General features: G+C 39.8%; 15 protein-coding genes. 11 read left to right on the top strand and 4 right to left on the bottom strand.

Features of this window, described 5'->3' with window-relative positions; genetic code table 11:
• The first annotated feature begins 37 nt into the window (after positions 1-37).
• The 5 genes from BVH04_RS18750 to BVH04_RS18730 all read left to right on the top strand — a co-directional run bounded on the left by BVH04_RS18750 (position 38) and on the right by BVH04_RS18730 (position 3,576).
• Entirely contained in the window at positions 38-610 is a 573-nt protein-coding gene (locus tag BVH04_RS18750) for an outer membrane beta-barrel protein (protein WP_086543010.1), read from the top strand.
• 232 nt (positions 611-842) lie between these two features.
• The gene (locus tag BVH04_RS18745; protein WP_086543009.1) at positions 843-1,700 is read left to right on the top strand and encodes an ATP-binding cassette domain-containing protein; all 858 of its coding nucleotides are present in this window, start codon (positions 843-845) and stop codon (positions 1,698-1,700) included.
• Positions 1,697-2,521, top strand: coding sequence for a hypothetical protein (locus BVH04_RS18740; RefSeq protein WP_086543008.1), 825 nt, complete (start codon positions 1,697-1,699; stop codon positions 2,519-2,521). Before BVH04_RS18745 ends, BVH04_RS18740 begins: the two co-directional genes overlap by 4 nt.
• 1 nt (position 2,522) lies before the next feature.
• Positions 2,523-2,900 carry a GntR family transcriptional regulator gene (locus BVH04_RS18735; RefSeq protein WP_086543007.1) on the top strand — a complete coding sequence of 126 codons (378 nt, stop codon included), beginning with the start codon at positions 2,523-2,525 and terminating at the stop codon, positions 2,898-2,900.
• Complete coding sequence (locus BVH04_RS18730; RefSeq protein ID WP_086543006.1) at positions 2,887-3,576, top strand: hypothetical protein; 690 nt, start codon at positions 2,887-2,889, stop codon at positions 3,574-3,576. The genes BVH04_RS18735 and BVH04_RS18730 overlap by 14 nt, the downstream gene beginning before the upstream one ends.
• 297 nt (positions 3,577-3,873) lie before the next feature.
• On the opposite strand, the gene BVH04_RS18725 is transcribed toward BVH04_RS18730, so the two are convergent.
• Entirely contained in the window at positions 3,874-4,896 is a 1,023-nt protein-coding gene (locus tag BVH04_RS18725; protein WP_086543005.1) for a proline iminopeptidase-family hydrolase, read from the bottom strand.
• Between the two features lie 831 nt (positions 4,897-5,727).
• Here BVH04_RS18725 and BVH04_RS18720 point away from each other — a divergent pair.
• Together BVH04_RS18720 and BVH04_RS18715 are read left to right on the top strand one after the other, a co-directional pair.
• Positions 5,728-8,667 (top strand): SusC/RagA family TonB-linked outer membrane protein, encoded by a 2,940-nt coding sequence (locus BVH04_RS18720; RefSeq protein ID WP_086543004.1) that lies wholly within the window; start codon positions 5,728-5,730, stop codon positions 8,665-8,667.
• Positions 8,668-8,680: 13 nt separating this feature from the next.
• Complete coding sequence (locus BVH04_RS18715) at positions 8,681-10,132, top strand: RagB/SusD family nutrient uptake outer membrane protein (protein ID WP_086543003.1); 1,452 nt, start codon at positions 8,681-8,683, stop codon at positions 10,130-10,132.
• A gap of 162 nt (positions 10,133-10,294) precedes the next feature.
• On the opposite strand, the gene BVH04_RS18710 is transcribed toward BVH04_RS18715, so the two are convergent.
• A complete protein-coding gene (locus BVH04_RS18710; RefSeq protein WP_086543002.1) occupies positions 10,295-10,804 on the bottom strand; it encodes a RidA family protein in 510 nt (169 codons plus the stop codon).
• A gap of 80 nt (positions 10,805-10,884) precedes the next feature.
• Between BVH04_RS18710 and BVH04_RS18705 the strand changes: the two genes are divergently transcribed.
• Positions 10,885-11,346: a GNAT family N-acetyltransferase gene (locus BVH04_RS18705; protein WP_086543001.1), complete on the top strand. Its 462-nt coding sequence runs from the start codon at positions 10,885-10,887 to the stop codon at positions 11,344-11,346.
• A 157-nt stretch (positions 11,347-11,503) separates the two neighbouring features.
• On the opposite strand, the gene BVH04_RS18700 is transcribed toward BVH04_RS18705, so the two are convergent.
• A complete protein-coding gene (locus tag BVH04_RS18700) occupies positions 11,504-12,427 on the bottom strand; it encodes a DUF6089 family protein (protein WP_086543000.1) in 924 nt (307 codons plus the stop codon).
• A 53-nt stretch (positions 12,428-12,480) separates the two neighbouring features.
• Positions 12,481-13,383, bottom strand: a complete 903-nt coding sequence (locus BVH04_RS18695; protein ID WP_086542999.1) for a mechanosensitive ion channel family protein — start codon at positions 13,381-13,383, stop codon at positions 12,481-12,483.
• 165 nt (positions 13,384-13,548) lie between these two features.
• Between BVH04_RS18695 and BVH04_RS18690 the strand changes: the two genes are divergently transcribed.
• From BVH04_RS18690 to kdsA, 3 genes are read left to right on the top strand one after another with little or no spacing between them, the layout of a single operon-like run.
• Positions 13,549-15,090: a bifunctional GNAT family N-acetyltransferase/carbon-nitrogen hydrolase family protein gene (locus BVH04_RS18690; protein WP_086542998.1), complete on the top strand. Its 1,542-nt coding sequence runs from the start codon at positions 13,549-13,551 to the stop codon at positions 15,088-15,090.
• A complete protein-coding gene (locus BVH04_RS18685; protein ID WP_086542997.1) occupies positions 15,072-15,656 on the top strand; it encodes a KdsC family phosphatase in 585 nt (194 codons plus the stop codon). The genes BVH04_RS18690 and BVH04_RS18685 overlap by 19 nt, the downstream gene beginning before the upstream one ends.
• Positions 15,643-16,491, top strand: coding sequence for a 3-deoxy-8-phosphooctulonate synthase (gene kdsA, locus BVH04_RS18680; protein WP_086542996.1), 849 nt, complete (start codon positions 15,643-15,645; stop codon positions 16,489-16,491). Before BVH04_RS18685 ends, kdsA begins: the two co-directional genes overlap by 14 nt.
• The last annotated feature ends 6 nt before the right edge of the window (positions 16,492-16,497 follow it).

Genomic DNA, 16,497 nt, shown 5'->3' with positions numbered 1-16,497 from the left:
ATTTATTTAGATTTATTTTATACTAAAAACATATCTCATGAGAAAGCTTTTAATGATTCTAATGATGGTTTGTGGTGCAGGGATGTATGCACAAGCCCAAGTGTTGAAACCTGGTGTGGGGTTGAATTTTACAGATTTTACTACCAATTCCGGAGAAGCAAGTGCAAAGGCTGGTTGGCAGATTGGAGCGAGCATGGCCTTTGGTAATAAGGTATATATTGAACCGGGTTTGTTTTATGTCGGAAAGTCTTCTGAATATTCAGATCCAAACAATGCAACCCAAAATGATTTCAAAGCTGATTTCAATGGATTGAGAATTCCCGTGGCAGTAGGTGTGAATATTTTGGGGGATAGTGAAACCACTGCTACATTAAGAGCTTTTGGCGGAGCATCGGCATTTATCTTGACAAGTGTAGGTGATAGTTTTGATAAGGATGATTTCAAATCTGCGTCTTATGGTGTTTTTGCAGGAGCTGGAGTTGATTTCTCTATCCTATTTGTTGAGTTGGCCTATGAGTGGTCGGTTACGGATTTGTCGGATGTTCAGACAATAGATGTTGGAAAGTCAAGAGGATTATATGCGACTGCTGGATTGAGGTTTAGGTTGTAAGTAGTTTGTTCAGTACTTATTAAGAAGGGCGGGATGTTTCATTCAGCCTTTTTTTTAGCAATTTTTTCAAACACAATGGCACTGAGGACATCACGGAGAGCAGAACTGGTGATGAATTACATGATGCTTTCTCCTATTTCGTCGTTTTTCTGAAATTTTTTAGGAGAAATAGTTGGTTTTTTAAATTGAATTTTTACTTTAGTGTCATAATACACTATGACAGTATAACACTATGATCGTTTCAGTCAAAGATTTAAATTTTTCTTACCCGAAAAGGCAGCCACTTTTCGAAGAACTTCAGTGGTCTGTGCCAGCAGGTTCTGTGGTTGGCTTACTTGGAAGGAATGGCGCTGGCAAGTCCACCTTGCTGCATTTACTTTCGGGTTTACTTTTTCCTAAAAGTGGCGCCATTGCTCTCGGCCCGCATATTCCAAAGGACAGGAAGCCAGAATTTCTAGAGCAGATTTTCCTGCTTATCGATGAAGTAGCTTATCCTGGAAATATGAGTATAGCCATGTATGAGAAAGTAATGGGTGCATTCTATCCAGACTTTGATTCATGTCAGTTTGATCAGATTTTGACTGATTTCGGTTTGGAGAAGAAATTCAAGCTGAAAGAGCTTTCTCTTGGGGAGCGAAAGAAGGTGTTTCTTTCCTTTGGCTTGAGTACGAATTGCAAGTTTTTGCTTTTCGATGAACCTACAAATGGGCTGGATATTCCTTCGAAAAGTGTCTTCCGAAAAGTAGTGGCCGGTAATCTCAGCGATGAACAGACCTTGATCATTTCTACACATTTAGTGGCTGACGTTGAGAATTTGATAGATCGGGTGGCGATTTTAGATAATGGAAAAATCCAGCTGGATGCAGATCTGTTGGAGCTGTCAGATCGCTTGCTGTTCAGTACATCTTCGAGTCTTCCTGATCACATTTTGCATTCGGAGAAATTCGGGACAGGATATCAAATTATCAGATCAAGAAAAGAGAATGAAGCTCAAACTCCTGTCGGTCTGGAGTTGCTTTTCAATGCTGTGCTAAGTAAAAGTCTTGATGCGAATTCAATTTTTCAATCTCAAATACCCCAAATGCTATGAGCGCAAATTCAATCAGTTCGCACCGTTTAAAAAACCTAGTACGCTATGAGTGGGCAATAGACAGAAAGTTTTACCTGCTCGGTTCATTTGGGATATTCATGATATCATTTGGAGTGTTTTTGACCGTTTGGTTTAATCAATATTCAGGTTATACATGGAGGTCTGTGGACTACAATTCAGTTTTTTTTGGAGGATTTGTTTTTCTGTGTGTGTTTGGGATCAGTCAGAGTTTTATTGATCTCAGGGAGAAAAATACTTCTATCCGGTACTTGTCACTACCTGCAAGCACGCTGGAAAAGTATCTGGTTCAGCTATTTCTTCGCTTGATTTTGCCACTGATTATTTACCCTATCGTTTTTTGGCTGGGGGCAAATCTCTCGGTGGATGTGTATTATTTTATTCAACGGTCGGTATTGGAAAAGCTCTCACTTCCTGAGATTGAAAAAGTAAATGTTCTCTATTTGTACTGGCTCCCTAATCTTACTATGGAATTGGTTTACTGGATACTTTTTGGATTAATTGTTTCAATTCCTACCCTAATTTTTATGGGTGGGATTATTTTTGGCAAGTGGAATTTTATTGTAATGCCTTTAGCAGTCGCATGTATTCTGATACTGTTTTTTGGAAGTTATTATGGATTGAGTTGGCTTGTGAATGCAAGTGCTTTCGGCTTAGGGGGTAATTATTCTATCCGAATCGATTATCCCGAGGTCATTGAAGGAATACCACTATTTATATTGAATTGCCTAATTCTGATTTGGGTCGCAGTGTTTTTGCCTTTTGTAGTGACTTATTTCAAACTCAAAGAACGGGAGGTGTAAGATGGATTTTAACGAAACAAAAAACATCTTTCTTCAGATCCGGGATTGGATAGCAGACCAGATTCTTCAGGGGAAAATCGTTGCCGGAGAGAAGATTCCTTCGGTGCGTGAACTAGCGGTGGATATGGAAGTAAATAGGAATACAGTGATGCGAAGCTATAGCCTGATGGAGGAGGAGGGAATCATCGAAAATAAGCGTGGCATCGGTTTCTTCGTAGCTGCTGACGCAAAAAGTAAGCTACTCAAAATGCAGAAGCAGGCATTCTTAAACGATGAACTTCCCATGATTTTACATCAAATAGAAGTGCTCAAGCTCAACTCATCCGATCTTCAGATTTTAATACAAACTATTCAATCCAACGACCATGAAAACCAGTAATAAAATCATCATTTCCTTTTTGACTTTTGCTTGGCTGAGTGTCACGGCTATGCTGTTGATTTCCCATCAATTTGCTGATTATGATAATATACCGGGCGTTAGAAAAGTCGTCACTAGCAAGATTAATCTAGGAGATTTTTCTGTGGTAAAAATCGAGCAAGCAGCATTCCTTAAGATTGCTCCTGGATATATTAATCAATTGGATTACGATGAGCTAACTGGAGCAGATATGAAGCCACCGGAGGTTGAAGCTATTCAAGATTATAGTGTGAGAAATGATACGCTATTTATTAGAAATTTGCGTCGGGCAAGTAACGGCAATTACACGTTGAGAGTGAACAATTTAAAAAAACTTATAGTCTTTAATGCTTGGGAGGTGGATTTAGAAGGCTTCAGACAGGACTCATTATCTATTATTTCTGCCAACAGTAAATTGCTTATTTCGAAAAAATCAAAGTTCTCTTACCTACATTTAGCTTCTCTGAAAAAATTCGATCTTAAGTTTTCTTCAGCAGATGATTTTGAGTTAAGACTTTCAAATGGTCAGTGTGAAGTATCTGGAGGGGTGGATCAGATCACAGGAATCGTTGGTAATTATGCAGAGCTGATTATTCCTACGAAGATTGGGAAATTGGATATTGATACGTCTGAGAATGGGAAGCTTACATTGAAATAGAGTTTTGCCCTTTTCTAAACCCTGCCAATTCTTTTTCTATCGGGTATCATTTGTTAACGTTCTGCGAACTAGTCAGCCGCCATACCGGCATTTAATGTGCCCCAGCTTGGGTGAAGATTAAATAACTAGCCAGTAATAAGACTTTGGATTGAGTTTTTTAGCTGGGCTGCAGGAGATATTTACCAGAGCCTATTTAAAAGTTGTAACAACTCCCTGAAAAGTTTTGAGAAAATTTATCGTTTCAAATGCCTCTAAGAAATTGAGAATCCTTTGAGAATAAGTAAAACCTGAAGTCTTCTAAAACTTACCGCTGTCCACCTCCTTGATAAACCTGATCAAGCCAGGGAAAAAGTGTTCGGGATCGTCGTATTGACTTAAGTGGCTACCATTGGGGCAAAGTAAAAAACTTCCATTAGGGAGTTCTTTCGACATCCATTCCATGTGCGCTGGGTCCATTGTGTCATGTGTAGCACCTATTACCAAAGTGGGTACAGCTATATTTTTCAATTCAGCTTTTACGTCCCAGCCTTTCAGACTCGCTCCCGGCGTAATCCCAAATTCACTGTGTCCTTGCATGAAAACATAGACATTGGGATTCACATGCTCCATAGTTTTGACAGCAAGCACGGGCCATTCATTCATTGGCTTTCTCAAGACATGAAATGGATAATGATGCTCAGCAAGCAGTTGCATGTAGCGAGGATTTTCGAAATCTCCCTTACGCTCGATTTCCATCACTTCTTTATAGACCTCCTCGGGCATCTGCGGACCTAAGACCTCTTTGGCGTATTTTTCATAGTCATCCAGACTTGCCATCATATTGGAAATTACCATTCCCTTAAGATTTTCTTGATGCTTGAAGGCATATTCCATTGCAAGCATTCCGCCCCAAGATTGGCCATAGAGGTAGAAATTATCTTTGTCAAGATCCAAGGCCACTCGAACCTGTTCCACTTCATCCACAAATCTATCAATTGTCCAAAGCGTAGAATCCTCCGGTTGATCAGAATAAAATGAACCCAATTGATCGTAAAGAATAAACTCAATATTTTCCTGTGGGAAGTAGTCTTCGAAAATCCCGTATTGCTCATGTGTCATGCCTGGTCCACCGTGAAGCAGGAGCACTTTCATCGTCGGATTGGCGCCGACAGTTTTGGTCCAAACCCTAAATTCGCCCTTAGGAGTCTGAATCGGGATGAGCTGAACGCCAGATTCTGCAACAGATGTGGAATCAGTACCAGTTTCTTCAGTATTGGTCTGACTTTGACATGAAAAAAGGAGACCGATAGCAGCGAAAAACAAATAGAAGCATCTTTTCATAGTTTGAAATTGTTTAACACCTTGTCAAAGTAGCCTAAAACGAATAAAAACTCAACTGCGAAGATCCAATTGATCATCTGACCATGCGGATCTTTTGACCTGAGTATGCTAAATAAGTCTGCTTCCGCTCTTGGTAATTGTGTCCATTGCTTTCATCAAAATCCACTTTGGTTCCTTCGCATTACAAAAGGAACTTTCGCCATCCGATTGCTTCGTTCATTAAGTCTTCAGTGGCGGATTCCGAGATACGAACCTCAGCTTTTAATTCAATATGCTTGCAAAACAGGTGACAAGTGAACTCTGAAAACAGACGATCGTCGATTCTAATAAGGCCAATAACCCTTCTCATCAATAAATTAAACCTAAATTGCTCAAATAGCGTGAATCAAACTATAGATTAGCTTCCTAAGCTAATAGCATGGTAACCATAAGACTGAAAGAGGAATCGGACACTTGGTTTCATCTCAAAATAGTGGCTAGAACGAAGCGCCTTCCATCCACAAAGTGACCTGTATCTTAAGCAAATGGCGTTATGAATCGTTCACCTCCAACAAATTCTTTGGTTTATCTGAGACAAAGGATTAGAGTTAATGAGCGCAGGTACCTGTGAGTAATTTGAAAAATTTTAAACAGTAGTTCAAATAGATACTATATATGACTATTAATAGATTAAAATGAAATAAAAGTAGAAATAGTTTATATATTTGTTACTATCATTTACATGAAATTTTGACTAAATACTTTTCAAGGTGTGATCAGATTCTGAGCTTTGAATAGTATTGTCTTAAATAGTCTAAATAAATCTTACAATTTTAACCAAAAAAAAAATAAATGAAAAAAGCTTTACTCTATGTGATTACGCTTTTTGCATTCGCATTAAATGGGAATGTACAGGCGCAACAACAACAGGTTACAGGGACAATTATTTCTGCTGATGATAATTTGCCACTACCTGGAGTTAATGTTCGTGTTAAAGGGACATCGAGAGGTGCGATTACTGATGTTGATGGTCAGTTTTCAATTCAAGCATCTTCTGATGAAACACTGGTTTTTTCTTTCGTCGGATTTACGACCCAAGAAATAGCAGTTGGAAATAGTACAGTTGTCGATATTACTTTGCAATTGGACGATAATGTTCTTGGTGAAGTAGTAGTAGTGGGATATAAAACTCAAAATGCAAGAGAAATATCCGGTTCAATCAATGTTGTTTCAGGAGAACAGATTAAAGATGTTCCGATTGCATCGTTCGATCAAGCACTTCAAGGTCGGGCACCGGGTGTTCTAATTCAAGCTAATTCAGGTCAGCCGGGAGCTGCAGCAAACGTGACAATCAGAGGTAAAGGCACTATCAATGGGTCTAATAATCCTTTGTATATACTGGATGGAATACAGATTTCTGCGGCTGATTTCGCAACGCTCAATCCTAATGATTTTGCATCATTCTCAATTTTGAAAGATGCAGCATCCACATCTATTTATGGTTCGAGAGGGGCAAATGGAGTAATTGTAATTACCACAAAAAGAGGTAAAAGTGGGGAAACAAAAGTGAATTACGATTTCCAGTTTGGGATTTCTCAAGCACCAACCCACCCTGAAGAGGTAATGAATACTGAAGAAAAACTCCAGTATGAGTTGGCAAATGGGGATCCATATGGATGGTCTGATAGCGAACTAGCCGATTTGAGACAAATCGATACAAACTGGGAAGATGTTTTACTCCAGACAGGTTATACTCAAAATCACCAAATATCAGCAGCTGGAGGAAGTGAAAATACCACCTTCTTTTTATCAGGATCCATTTTTGATCAAACAGGAACTGTACCTAATACTGGATTGAAAAGATACACTGCAAGAATAAATGTAGAAACTAAGGTCAGTAATTTCACTTTTGGAATGAATGTGTCAGGTGGTTTTTCCAAATTTAATAACACGTTAGAAGGTGATTCTTTTATTGGTTCTCCATTAAATGCAATCAGATGGTCAAACCCATATGAATCTCCTTATCAGCCTGATGGAAGCTATACACAATTAGTTTCTGGTCAACCTAATGCATTGCAAGAGCTATTGGAAAACCAAACACTGAGGAATCAACTTAAAGGTGTTGCAATTGGCTTTGTTCAATATGACGCCCCATTCTTGGAAGGATTGTCATTTAGGACCAACTGGGGTACAGATTTTACTCAAAATGAGACACAGCAATATTTGGACAGAACCACTTATAGAGGGTTTATAGCACAAGGTCGAAACGGTAGCTTGGATAGAGGTTACAATAGGAATTTTCGTTATACAGGAACAACTTCAATTACTTACAGCAAGCAAATCAATGTAGATAATGATTTTAACATATCACTCTTCAATGAGGTGTTGGAAAATGATTTCAGAAGTTTTGGATTTACCGGTTATGGACTTGTTGGTCCCTTTCAAAATGAAGCTGGGATCACACCAGGTAATCCGCTCAACGGCTACATACCAAATGTCAGGGGTAACGGAGGGCAAAACGCACTCATTTCCTATTTTGCAGATGGAACCTATGGTTACAAGGGAAGGTATTTCCTGAATGCGGGTGTTAGAAGAGATGGTTCATCACGATTTGGAGCTGATAACAAGTATGCGACCTTCGGTTCTATTGGAGCTAGTTGGATTGTCAGTGATGAAGCATTTATGGAAAACCTGAAAGGTAATTTCTTCAGTGAAATGAAATTGAAGGCGAGTTATGGTACTGTAGGTAACCAAGAAGGAATAGGGAATTTTGATTCCAGAGAATTATTTGCTCGATCGATTTACAATGGAATTGGCGGAATAGGATTGGTTGGTCTTCCTAATCCAGTCTTGCGATGGGAGAAGATAAGAATGTTCAATGTGGGATTGGAATTTGCTTTGGCAAAAGGCCGAATCAACGGTATTGTTGAATTTTACAATAATGTTACGGATGATTTATTCTTGAACAGACAACTTTCTAGAACTACTGGTTTTACTTCTCAAAACACCAATATTGGTAGCATGAGGAACAGAGGATATGAGGTGTCTTTCATAGGGACAATTATAGACAGACCAGATTTCAAATGGGAATTGAGCGCAAATATAACCTATAACCAAAATGAGGTGCTTTCACTTGTAGGTGATCAAGATGAATTTATAGATGGTGATTTCATCACTCGGGTTGGAGAGCCAATAAATAGTTTATACTTGGTAAGATATGCAGGAGTAGATCCTTCGAATGGAGACGCGTTATATATAAATACTGATGGAGAAACTACCAATGAATATAATCCTGCCGATAGGGTTGTATTGGGTACTACAGATGCTCCTGTTTTTGGTGGTTTTGGAACTACGTTTAGTTTTAAAGGTTTTAGATTTGATGCATTGTTCAGTTATGTAGCGGGAAATGACCTTTACAATAATGACAGGAACAACATCGAAAACCCGGCGTATTTATTTGATAATCTATCAAAAGTGGTGATCAATGAATGGAGAACACCTGGACAGATTACAGATATTCCATCTGCAGACAATCCATTTTTCTCTGGAACAAGTAGATTCGTTGAGTCTGGAGATTTCATCAGGATGCGAAATGTAAACTTGTCTTACTCTCTACCCGCAAATGTAACTGAGTCGTTGAAAATCGCTTCCCTAAGAATGTTTGTTCAAGGTCAAAACCTATTGACATTCACGGACTTTAGAGGGTTTGATCCAGAACTTTCTGGCAACCTGATCGGGTCACAATATCCCGCTCTGAGAACAGTTACAATCGGTGTTAATGTTGGGTTTTAAATAAACTGAATTTATGAAATTGAAATATATAGTATTAGGACTTACTGTTGCATTAGCTTCGATGTTTGCAGGTTGTGACAGTGTTATTGACATAGAGCCCGAATTTGTGCTAGATGGAAGTCAACGATTCAATAGTCTAGACGATTATGAGTTTTCGTTGACCGGAACGTATGCACAGTTTAGATCTAGTGCATATTATGGAAATGCATCGGGACCAGCGGGAGCATTTTCAACTTTACCAGACATGATGTCTGATAACCTTACCGAGACAGGAGAGTCTCTGGCAAATTTTAACCAACTGGTAAATTTTGATTATGCGGCTGATAACGATGCAATTGAAGGTCTTTGGACTGCGGCATATAGAATCATTGCGCAAGCCAACATTACCTTAAGGGGAATTGATGAATTTGCTACTGAAAACCCAGGTCAATATAATAGAATCAAAGGACAAGCATTAGCCATCAGAGCCTATGTTCATTTTGATCTTTTGAGGTACTTTGGAGATGATCTTGCTTTGAATTCGACCACTTTAGGAGTTCCTTATAAGACAGAGTTCAACCTAGATAATATTGCCAGACCTACTGTTGCCGAGACTTGGGAAGGTATTTTTACTGATTTGAATGAAGCAAAAACATTGCTTTCTGACACAGATGAAACTATAAACTCTTCAAGTAATTTCTCTTTAAGAGCTAATATTGATCCGATTACTGTGGAGGCAATTTTGGCCAGAGCGTATTTATATTCTGGTCAAAACCAACAAGCAATTGCGGCTGCTACGATAGTTATAAATCAGGTCCCTTTGGTGTCAAGAGCAAATTTCCCGGCTATCTGGAGAGATGAAAATATTGGCAGTGCCGAGTTGATTTGGAGTGTTCCATTCAATTCCGGTGAAGGTACACCTGCTGCAAATGTCTATTTCGCAAGTGGAAACAGATCATCTTTCAGACCTTCTACGGAAGTACTTGGCGAATATGATCAAGCAAATGACATTAGGTATAGCACATATTTTAGAATTAACAATAATAGAACTATAGTTAGTAAATTTATCGGTAAAGGAAGCTTGTCAGATGGGATTGTTAACTGGAAAGTAATAAGAGTAAGTGAAATGTATCTTATTAGAGCTGAGGCTTACACAAACATATCTGGAAATACTGCTAATGCTTTGAGAGATTTGAATACCCTTAGGTCAGCTAGGATTACTGGCTATGTCCCTGCAGTTCTTGCAGGACAAGCATTAGTTGATGCGATAGCGTTGGAGCGTAGAAAAGAATTATTTGTAGAAGGCCATAGATTCTTTGACGTTAAGAGGACAACCAGAAATCTTGTAAGATCTGACTGTGGAACTAACTTTACGACCTGCTCGCTTACTGCCGGTAACAGGGCTTGGGCTTGGCCGATACCAATTGGTGAAATTATTGCCAATGACTTGATAAGTGATGCTGATCAGAACCCTGGTTATAATTGATTTCGGAAAGTATTCACTTTCAGGAAATCAAATGATTTGATTATATACCGTTAAACTATTTTTGATAAGGCCGATTGTTATACTTTCGGCCTTATTATTTTTATAATTTCCCGTTTTTAGGAGGAAAATGATGTGGTTGAAAGCTTGGCTTATACCAGGCTATTAATCTCTCAACTCCACTATCACCTCTATCTCTACAGTCATATTATTTGGTAATGACGCTACGCCAACGGCTGATCGGGCATGTTTGCCTTTCTCTCCAAAGACTTCTACCATCAAATCTGAAAAGCCATTGATCACGGCTGGCTGCTTGGTGAAATCAGGATTGGAATTGACCATTCCCAATACTTTTACAAATTGCTTGATTCTACTTAAATCTCCGTCAGTGGCCATTTTCAATACCGCGATAATTTCGAGGCCAGTTTCCCGAGCTGCCTGATAGCCCTCTTCTACGCTCACGTCAGCACCGACTTTACCAAAAACATCAGGTCCAGAGCCAGACAAATACAATAGATTACCCACTTGTTTCCATTTTACATAATTCGCGATGGGGGTTCCGACTTCAGGTAGAATTAGCCCAAGTTTTTCTAGGTTCTGCTCTGGAGTTTGGGCATTTGCCAGAAATGCGAGAAAAAGTAATGGGATTACGAGTGTGATTTTTCTAAGTATCATAAGTATAAAGTGTGTTTTTAGTATTTCTAAGCTAAGTGATTCTTTTTACTTTTGGCAATTGTTATCTAAAAGTTGTTCTGATGGATCAGATTGAGATATTGCCCTATTCAGCTGAATTGAGTCCTTTTTTCAAATCAATCAACCAAGCATGGGTGGAGGATCTTTTTTCAATAGAACCATTTGATCAAGCTCAGTTTGATAGTCCGGAAGATACAATCATGATACCCGGTGGCGCAATCATTTATGCTAAACTAGGAGAGGAAATAGTCGGGACAGTAGGACTTCATAAAATCTCGAATGATGAATTTGAGCTTATCAAAATGGGCGTGAAATCTTCTGCTCAGGGAAAAGGTGTTGGAATGATACTGGGCCATGCTATTTTGAAAAAAGCCCGAGAAATGGGAGGGAAAAAGGTGGTGCTCTACAGTCATTCCAAGCTAGTTCCTGCGCTAAAGATTTATCGCAAGTTAGGTTTCAAAGAAGCAGAACTTGAGGAAGGGAAATATTGCAGATGCGATATTAAGATGGAATTAGAGCTTTAAGCTTAGGTGTATTCTGTAGATTAGATACTCTAAAATGGAATTCTGAAAAGCTTCTCTTTCTAACTTTTTGAGTCCAAAAGGTTATGCTAGATCACTTGCATCGTTGCAGATTCAACAATTTTAAATTCTCAAATTTTAAACTTTAAATTCTTTTCTATTACCAGAATCGGAAAGCTTTCTCATTCACTCTGTTTCTGAAGAAGAAGTTGTCCCAAATGTCTGGAGAAAGGTAGATTTCAACGCCCAAATTCAAAGTCATATAGCCGTCGTAACGATGTTCAAGACCAGATCCTCTACGTATCCTTCCACCATTTTTTAGGATTTTGTCCACGTCCGGAAATCCGTTGTCATCTAAAAAATCGGGATTCCGCACTGCTAGTCTCAAACGATCAGGATTGTTTCCCGTGACATAATCATCTACAAGGTCAAGGTAAAATTCGCTGATATTAAAAGCAGAAATGTCATCCATATAATCTGTAAGCGTAAACCGATAGTTTCCCTCCAAAGTCAAATCCATGTACACATTGAGCTTGTACTTCAAACCCAATCCCATCGGGAAAACCACAATGTTTTTCTCATAAGGATTGTTTTCCAGCTGGAGCGGTCGTAGGTCCACCCATTCACCGTCGAGCTGAGTTTTCGGGGTGTTGGTAGACATGCCTAGTCCTGCAAAAATATAGGGATTCCACAGGCTTCTATGGATGTTAGGGACTTTGACTGGGAATAAATAATATTCAATCATTGCAGTCGCTTCCCAGTTTTGAGCTCTAAAATTGAGATTTCGAATAGCTCTATTTGCTCGTGGGTCAGAGGGAGGATCTTGACCGGACATTTTAATATAGGAGAAATCAACCCTAGCTCTAAGGTTGGTGCCAAAGGTATAGTGTGCGGCAATATTCGCATTCCAATCAGGCTGTACTCCTTCGCTATACTTCCAGAAAGAATACAATTCACCGTAATATTGGGAAGCACCGGCACTTGCTGAAAACGACCAAGGCTCCTCGAAACGGAAGCGATAGAAACTCTGGGAATAGGCCAGTGAGGAGGAAAGAAAAAATATAATAAATAGAATTTTTTTCATAACTGGCCTTCTTGTGATTTCAAAAAGAAATTGAATCACAGGTGAAAATTAGGCTAATTTTCTAACTTATCAAATCCGGATTTGAGATGAAGATCGCGCTGAGGGAAAGGGATCTCGATGCCTTGCTCTCCAAATTTTTTGAAGATCGCATAATACAGTTGACTTTTTAGAACTTTTGGGCGATTGATGTATTCTGAAGACCATACACGCAGAATGAAGTTGATACTGTTGTCGCCATAGCTTTCAAAAAGAACATCTGGAGCAGGAGTATTAAGCACTCCTGCGTTTTCCTTCGCCGCTTCAATTAGGATACTTTTTACCTTTTCAGGATCTTCTTTATAAGCCACTCCCACTGGAAAATTGAACCGGATATTCCGGTCATTGTGCGACCAATTGATAACAGGACTATCTATGAATTGACTATTCGGAACAATTATCGTGATGTTGTCATTAGTGACGATGGTGGTGGAGCGGGCTGAAATTCTGATCACATCCCCGGATACGTCACCCACTTCTATACGATCACCCACTTTTATTGGCTGCTCAAATAGGATGATTAATCCCGAAATGAAGTTGTTGGTAATGTTTTGCAGACCAAATCCAATACCTACACCAAGTGCTCCAGCTAGAATACCAAAAGCACTCAGGTCAACTCCGTTGGTTTGTAAGATGGAAAATACTCCTCCCAAAATCAGCACATACTTGACTATCATACCGATAGAGGACCGGGTGCCAGAGTCGATTTTATATCGAGTCAATACCTTGTGAACGAGTAACCTACGTATCCATTCGGTAATAACGAATAGGATTACGAAGGAAATGATCAAGGTGAGTATTAAGCCTACGGTAAGCTTGGATTCTCCCAAACTCACAAGGCTATAATTGAATATTTCTTGTATCCACTCTATAAACCCTTGGGCTTTTTCTTGAGCGGCTTCTTTTATTTCCTGCTGCATTTAGTTGGAGCTTGCTTTTTCATCTCTTCTATTCAAAAATATCTAGAATTGCATTTTAATGTACTATAATTCTGTCACAACATGGTATTTTATGGATTGTTCTGTTTCTTTTAGTAAGGAAGGAGTCAGTGGGAATATGTAATTGATTTTGGCTAATTTTGGACCATGATCAAGCAAAAAGAAGAGTTAGAGCACCGGCTTAAGCTGAGAAACGTAAAGCTTTCGGACTATGAGGACATTCAGGAAATCATGAGTTCGATTTATAAAAATCAAGGTGGTGCTTGGACCAAACAAGAGTTTAAGAATCAATTGAAAGCTTTTCCGGAAGGTCAGATTGGTATAGAAGATAATGGGAAACTGGTAGCGGCTGCGATGAGTTTGGTAGTCGATTACAATAAGTTTGGTGATAATCATACCTATGATCAGATCACCGGCTTTGGCAAATTCGACACCCATGACACGGATGGCGACACGCTTTACGGCACAGATGTATTTGTGCACACCGATTATCGTGGTATGCGACTTGGGAGAAGGTTGTATGATGTGCGAAAGGAAATTTGTGAAAATCTGAACCTTCGATCAATTATTGCAGGAGGAAGAATTCCGGGTTACAAAAATTACGCAGATGAAATGACACCGCGGAAATATATTGACCTTGTTAAAAATAAGGAGATATACGATTCGGTCTTATCTTTCCAGTTGGCAAATGAATTCCACGTAAGAAAGGTGATTACCAAGTATTTGCCTTCTGATACAGATTCCAGAGCTTACGCTACACTTCTTGAGTGGATCAATATTTACTACGAAAAAGACGAGAAGCTAATTGGTAATAAGAAGTCAATTGTACGCTTAGGACTAGTGCAGTGGAAAATGCGTCGCTTCGCCAATGTGGATGATCTGATGCAGCAAGTGGAGTTTTTTGTGGATACAGTTTCTGGTTACAAATCAGATTTCTGTCTCCTTCCCGAATTCTTCAATGCACCTCTTCTTGCCGAATTCAACGACATGGATGCTTCTGAAGCGATTCGTAATCTGGCAGATTATACGGATGAAATCGTGAGCCGAATGAGTGACCTCGCGGTTTCTTATAATTTGAATATTGTCGCAGGTTCCATGCCGGAATATGATGGGAAAAAGCTTCGAAATGTGAGCTACCTTTGCCGCAGAGATGGTACACAGGACAAACAATACAAGCTCCATATTACACCAGATGAGGCTTCCTATTGGGGTTTGCAAGGTGGAAATGGTATTAATGTCTTCGATACTGATGCCGGTAGAATCGGGATTTTGATCTGCTACGATGTGGAATTTCCAGAATTGGGAAGAATCCTTGCTGAGCAGGAAATGGATATTCTATTTGTGCCATTTTGGACCGATACAAAAAATGCCTTTCTTAGGGTCAATACCTGCGCGAAATCCCGGGCAATCGAAAACGAATGCTACGTAGCGATTACAGGTTCTGTCGGGAACTTGCCTAAAGTGGAAAACATGGACATTCAGTATTCCCAAGCTGCCATTTATTCTCCTTCAGACTTCTCTTTTCCTCATGATGCAGTAGTGGCGATGGCCTCCGAAAATGAGGAAACAATCATCGTAGCCGATGTGGATTTGGATCTTCTGACCAAGCAGCGAAAAGCAGGAAGTGTACGAAACCTTGAGCAGAGAAGGCTCGATCTTTATTCAATTCAATGGAAACAGAAAAAATAGTAGCTGATTACTTTTCTCATATATCTGAAGAGGTTTGGGAAAGAGCAGCCAATATAAAACTTGTCATCACTGATATAGATGGAGTGATGACCGACGGCGGTATTATCTACGATGATAATAAGTTGGAATTCAAAAAATTCGATGTGAAGGATGGCTTAATCGTCCATCACCTTCGGAAAAACGGCTTGATGGTAGGAGCTATTACTGGTAGAGAATCCTACGTAGTACAAAATCGCTGTGAGGAACTCAAGTTTGATTTTCACTACCATGGTGTCAAGAACAAGGGTAAAAAGTTTGACGAAGTCTTAGAAACTCTGGAACTCCAAGCTGACGAAGTGGCCTATATCGGGGACGATCTGATTGATCTTCCTATTTTAGCCCGAGTCGGACTTTCAGTAGTGGCCCAAGATGCCATGGAATATGTGAAGCCTATTGCTCACTATATATCCCGATTTGACGGGGGTAAGGGTGTTTTTAGAGAAGTTGGAGATTTGCTTCTTCACGCCAGAGGACAACTAGTCCCAATAATCAATACTTTATTGAAAAAGGAAAATGATAAGAAATAACCAACCCATGCACATCACTGATTCAGTGGTTTTGGGAGAAGATAAACCTGTATTATTCGCTGGTCCCTGCGCCGTTGAGAGCTATGATATTTGCCTGGAAATAGGAACAAAAGTCAAAGAATGGGCTGAGCAACACGGGTTTTCTTATGTATTCAAGGCTTCTTTCGATAAGGCAAACCGAACTTCTTCTGGTTCTTTTCGAAGTATAGGAATGGACAAATCGCTGGAAGTTTTGCAGCGGGTTGGTCAGGCTTTGAATGTCCCTCTGGTCACAGATATCCATGAAAGCTATCAGGTGAAAGATGTGGCTGAAGTGGTGGATGTACTTCAGATTCCTGCATTTCTTTGTCGGCAGACAGATTTGCTTTTAGCCGCAGGCGAAAGTGGAAAAGCTGTCAAAATCAAGCGTGGTCAATTCATGGCGCCTGAGGATATGCAATATGCAGTGAGTAAAGTGAGATCAACAGGTAATGAGAATGTATGTCTGACGGAAAGAGGATTCTCTTTGGGTTACCACAATTTGGTGGTGGATATGAGAGGACTTCCGATTATGCGCCAGTTTGCTCCTGTGGTTTTTGATATCACGCATTCTGTGCAGCAGCCAGGGGGACAAGGTGGAAGTAGTGGAGGGCAGCGTGAATTTGCGCCTATCTTGGCAAGAGCAGCCGCAGCAACTGGAATTGATGGGTTTTTTATAGAGACGCATCCTGATCCATCCAAAGCGCTAAGCGATGGGCCAAATTTGATCCCACTTCATAAGATGGGTCAATTCCTCGAGATGCTGAAAGAGGCTTGGACACTTGGAAGAAAGTATCAGGATTTTGAAGTTGAATAAGCAATC

The organism is Algoriphagus antarcticus, from assembly GCF_002150685.1.
Taxonomy (GTDB): domain Bacteria; phylum Bacteroidota; class Bacteroidia; order Cytophagales; family Cyclobacteriaceae; genus Algoriphagus; species Algoriphagus antarcticus.
This window is presented reverse-complemented; position numbering and strand designations above follow the sequence as displayed.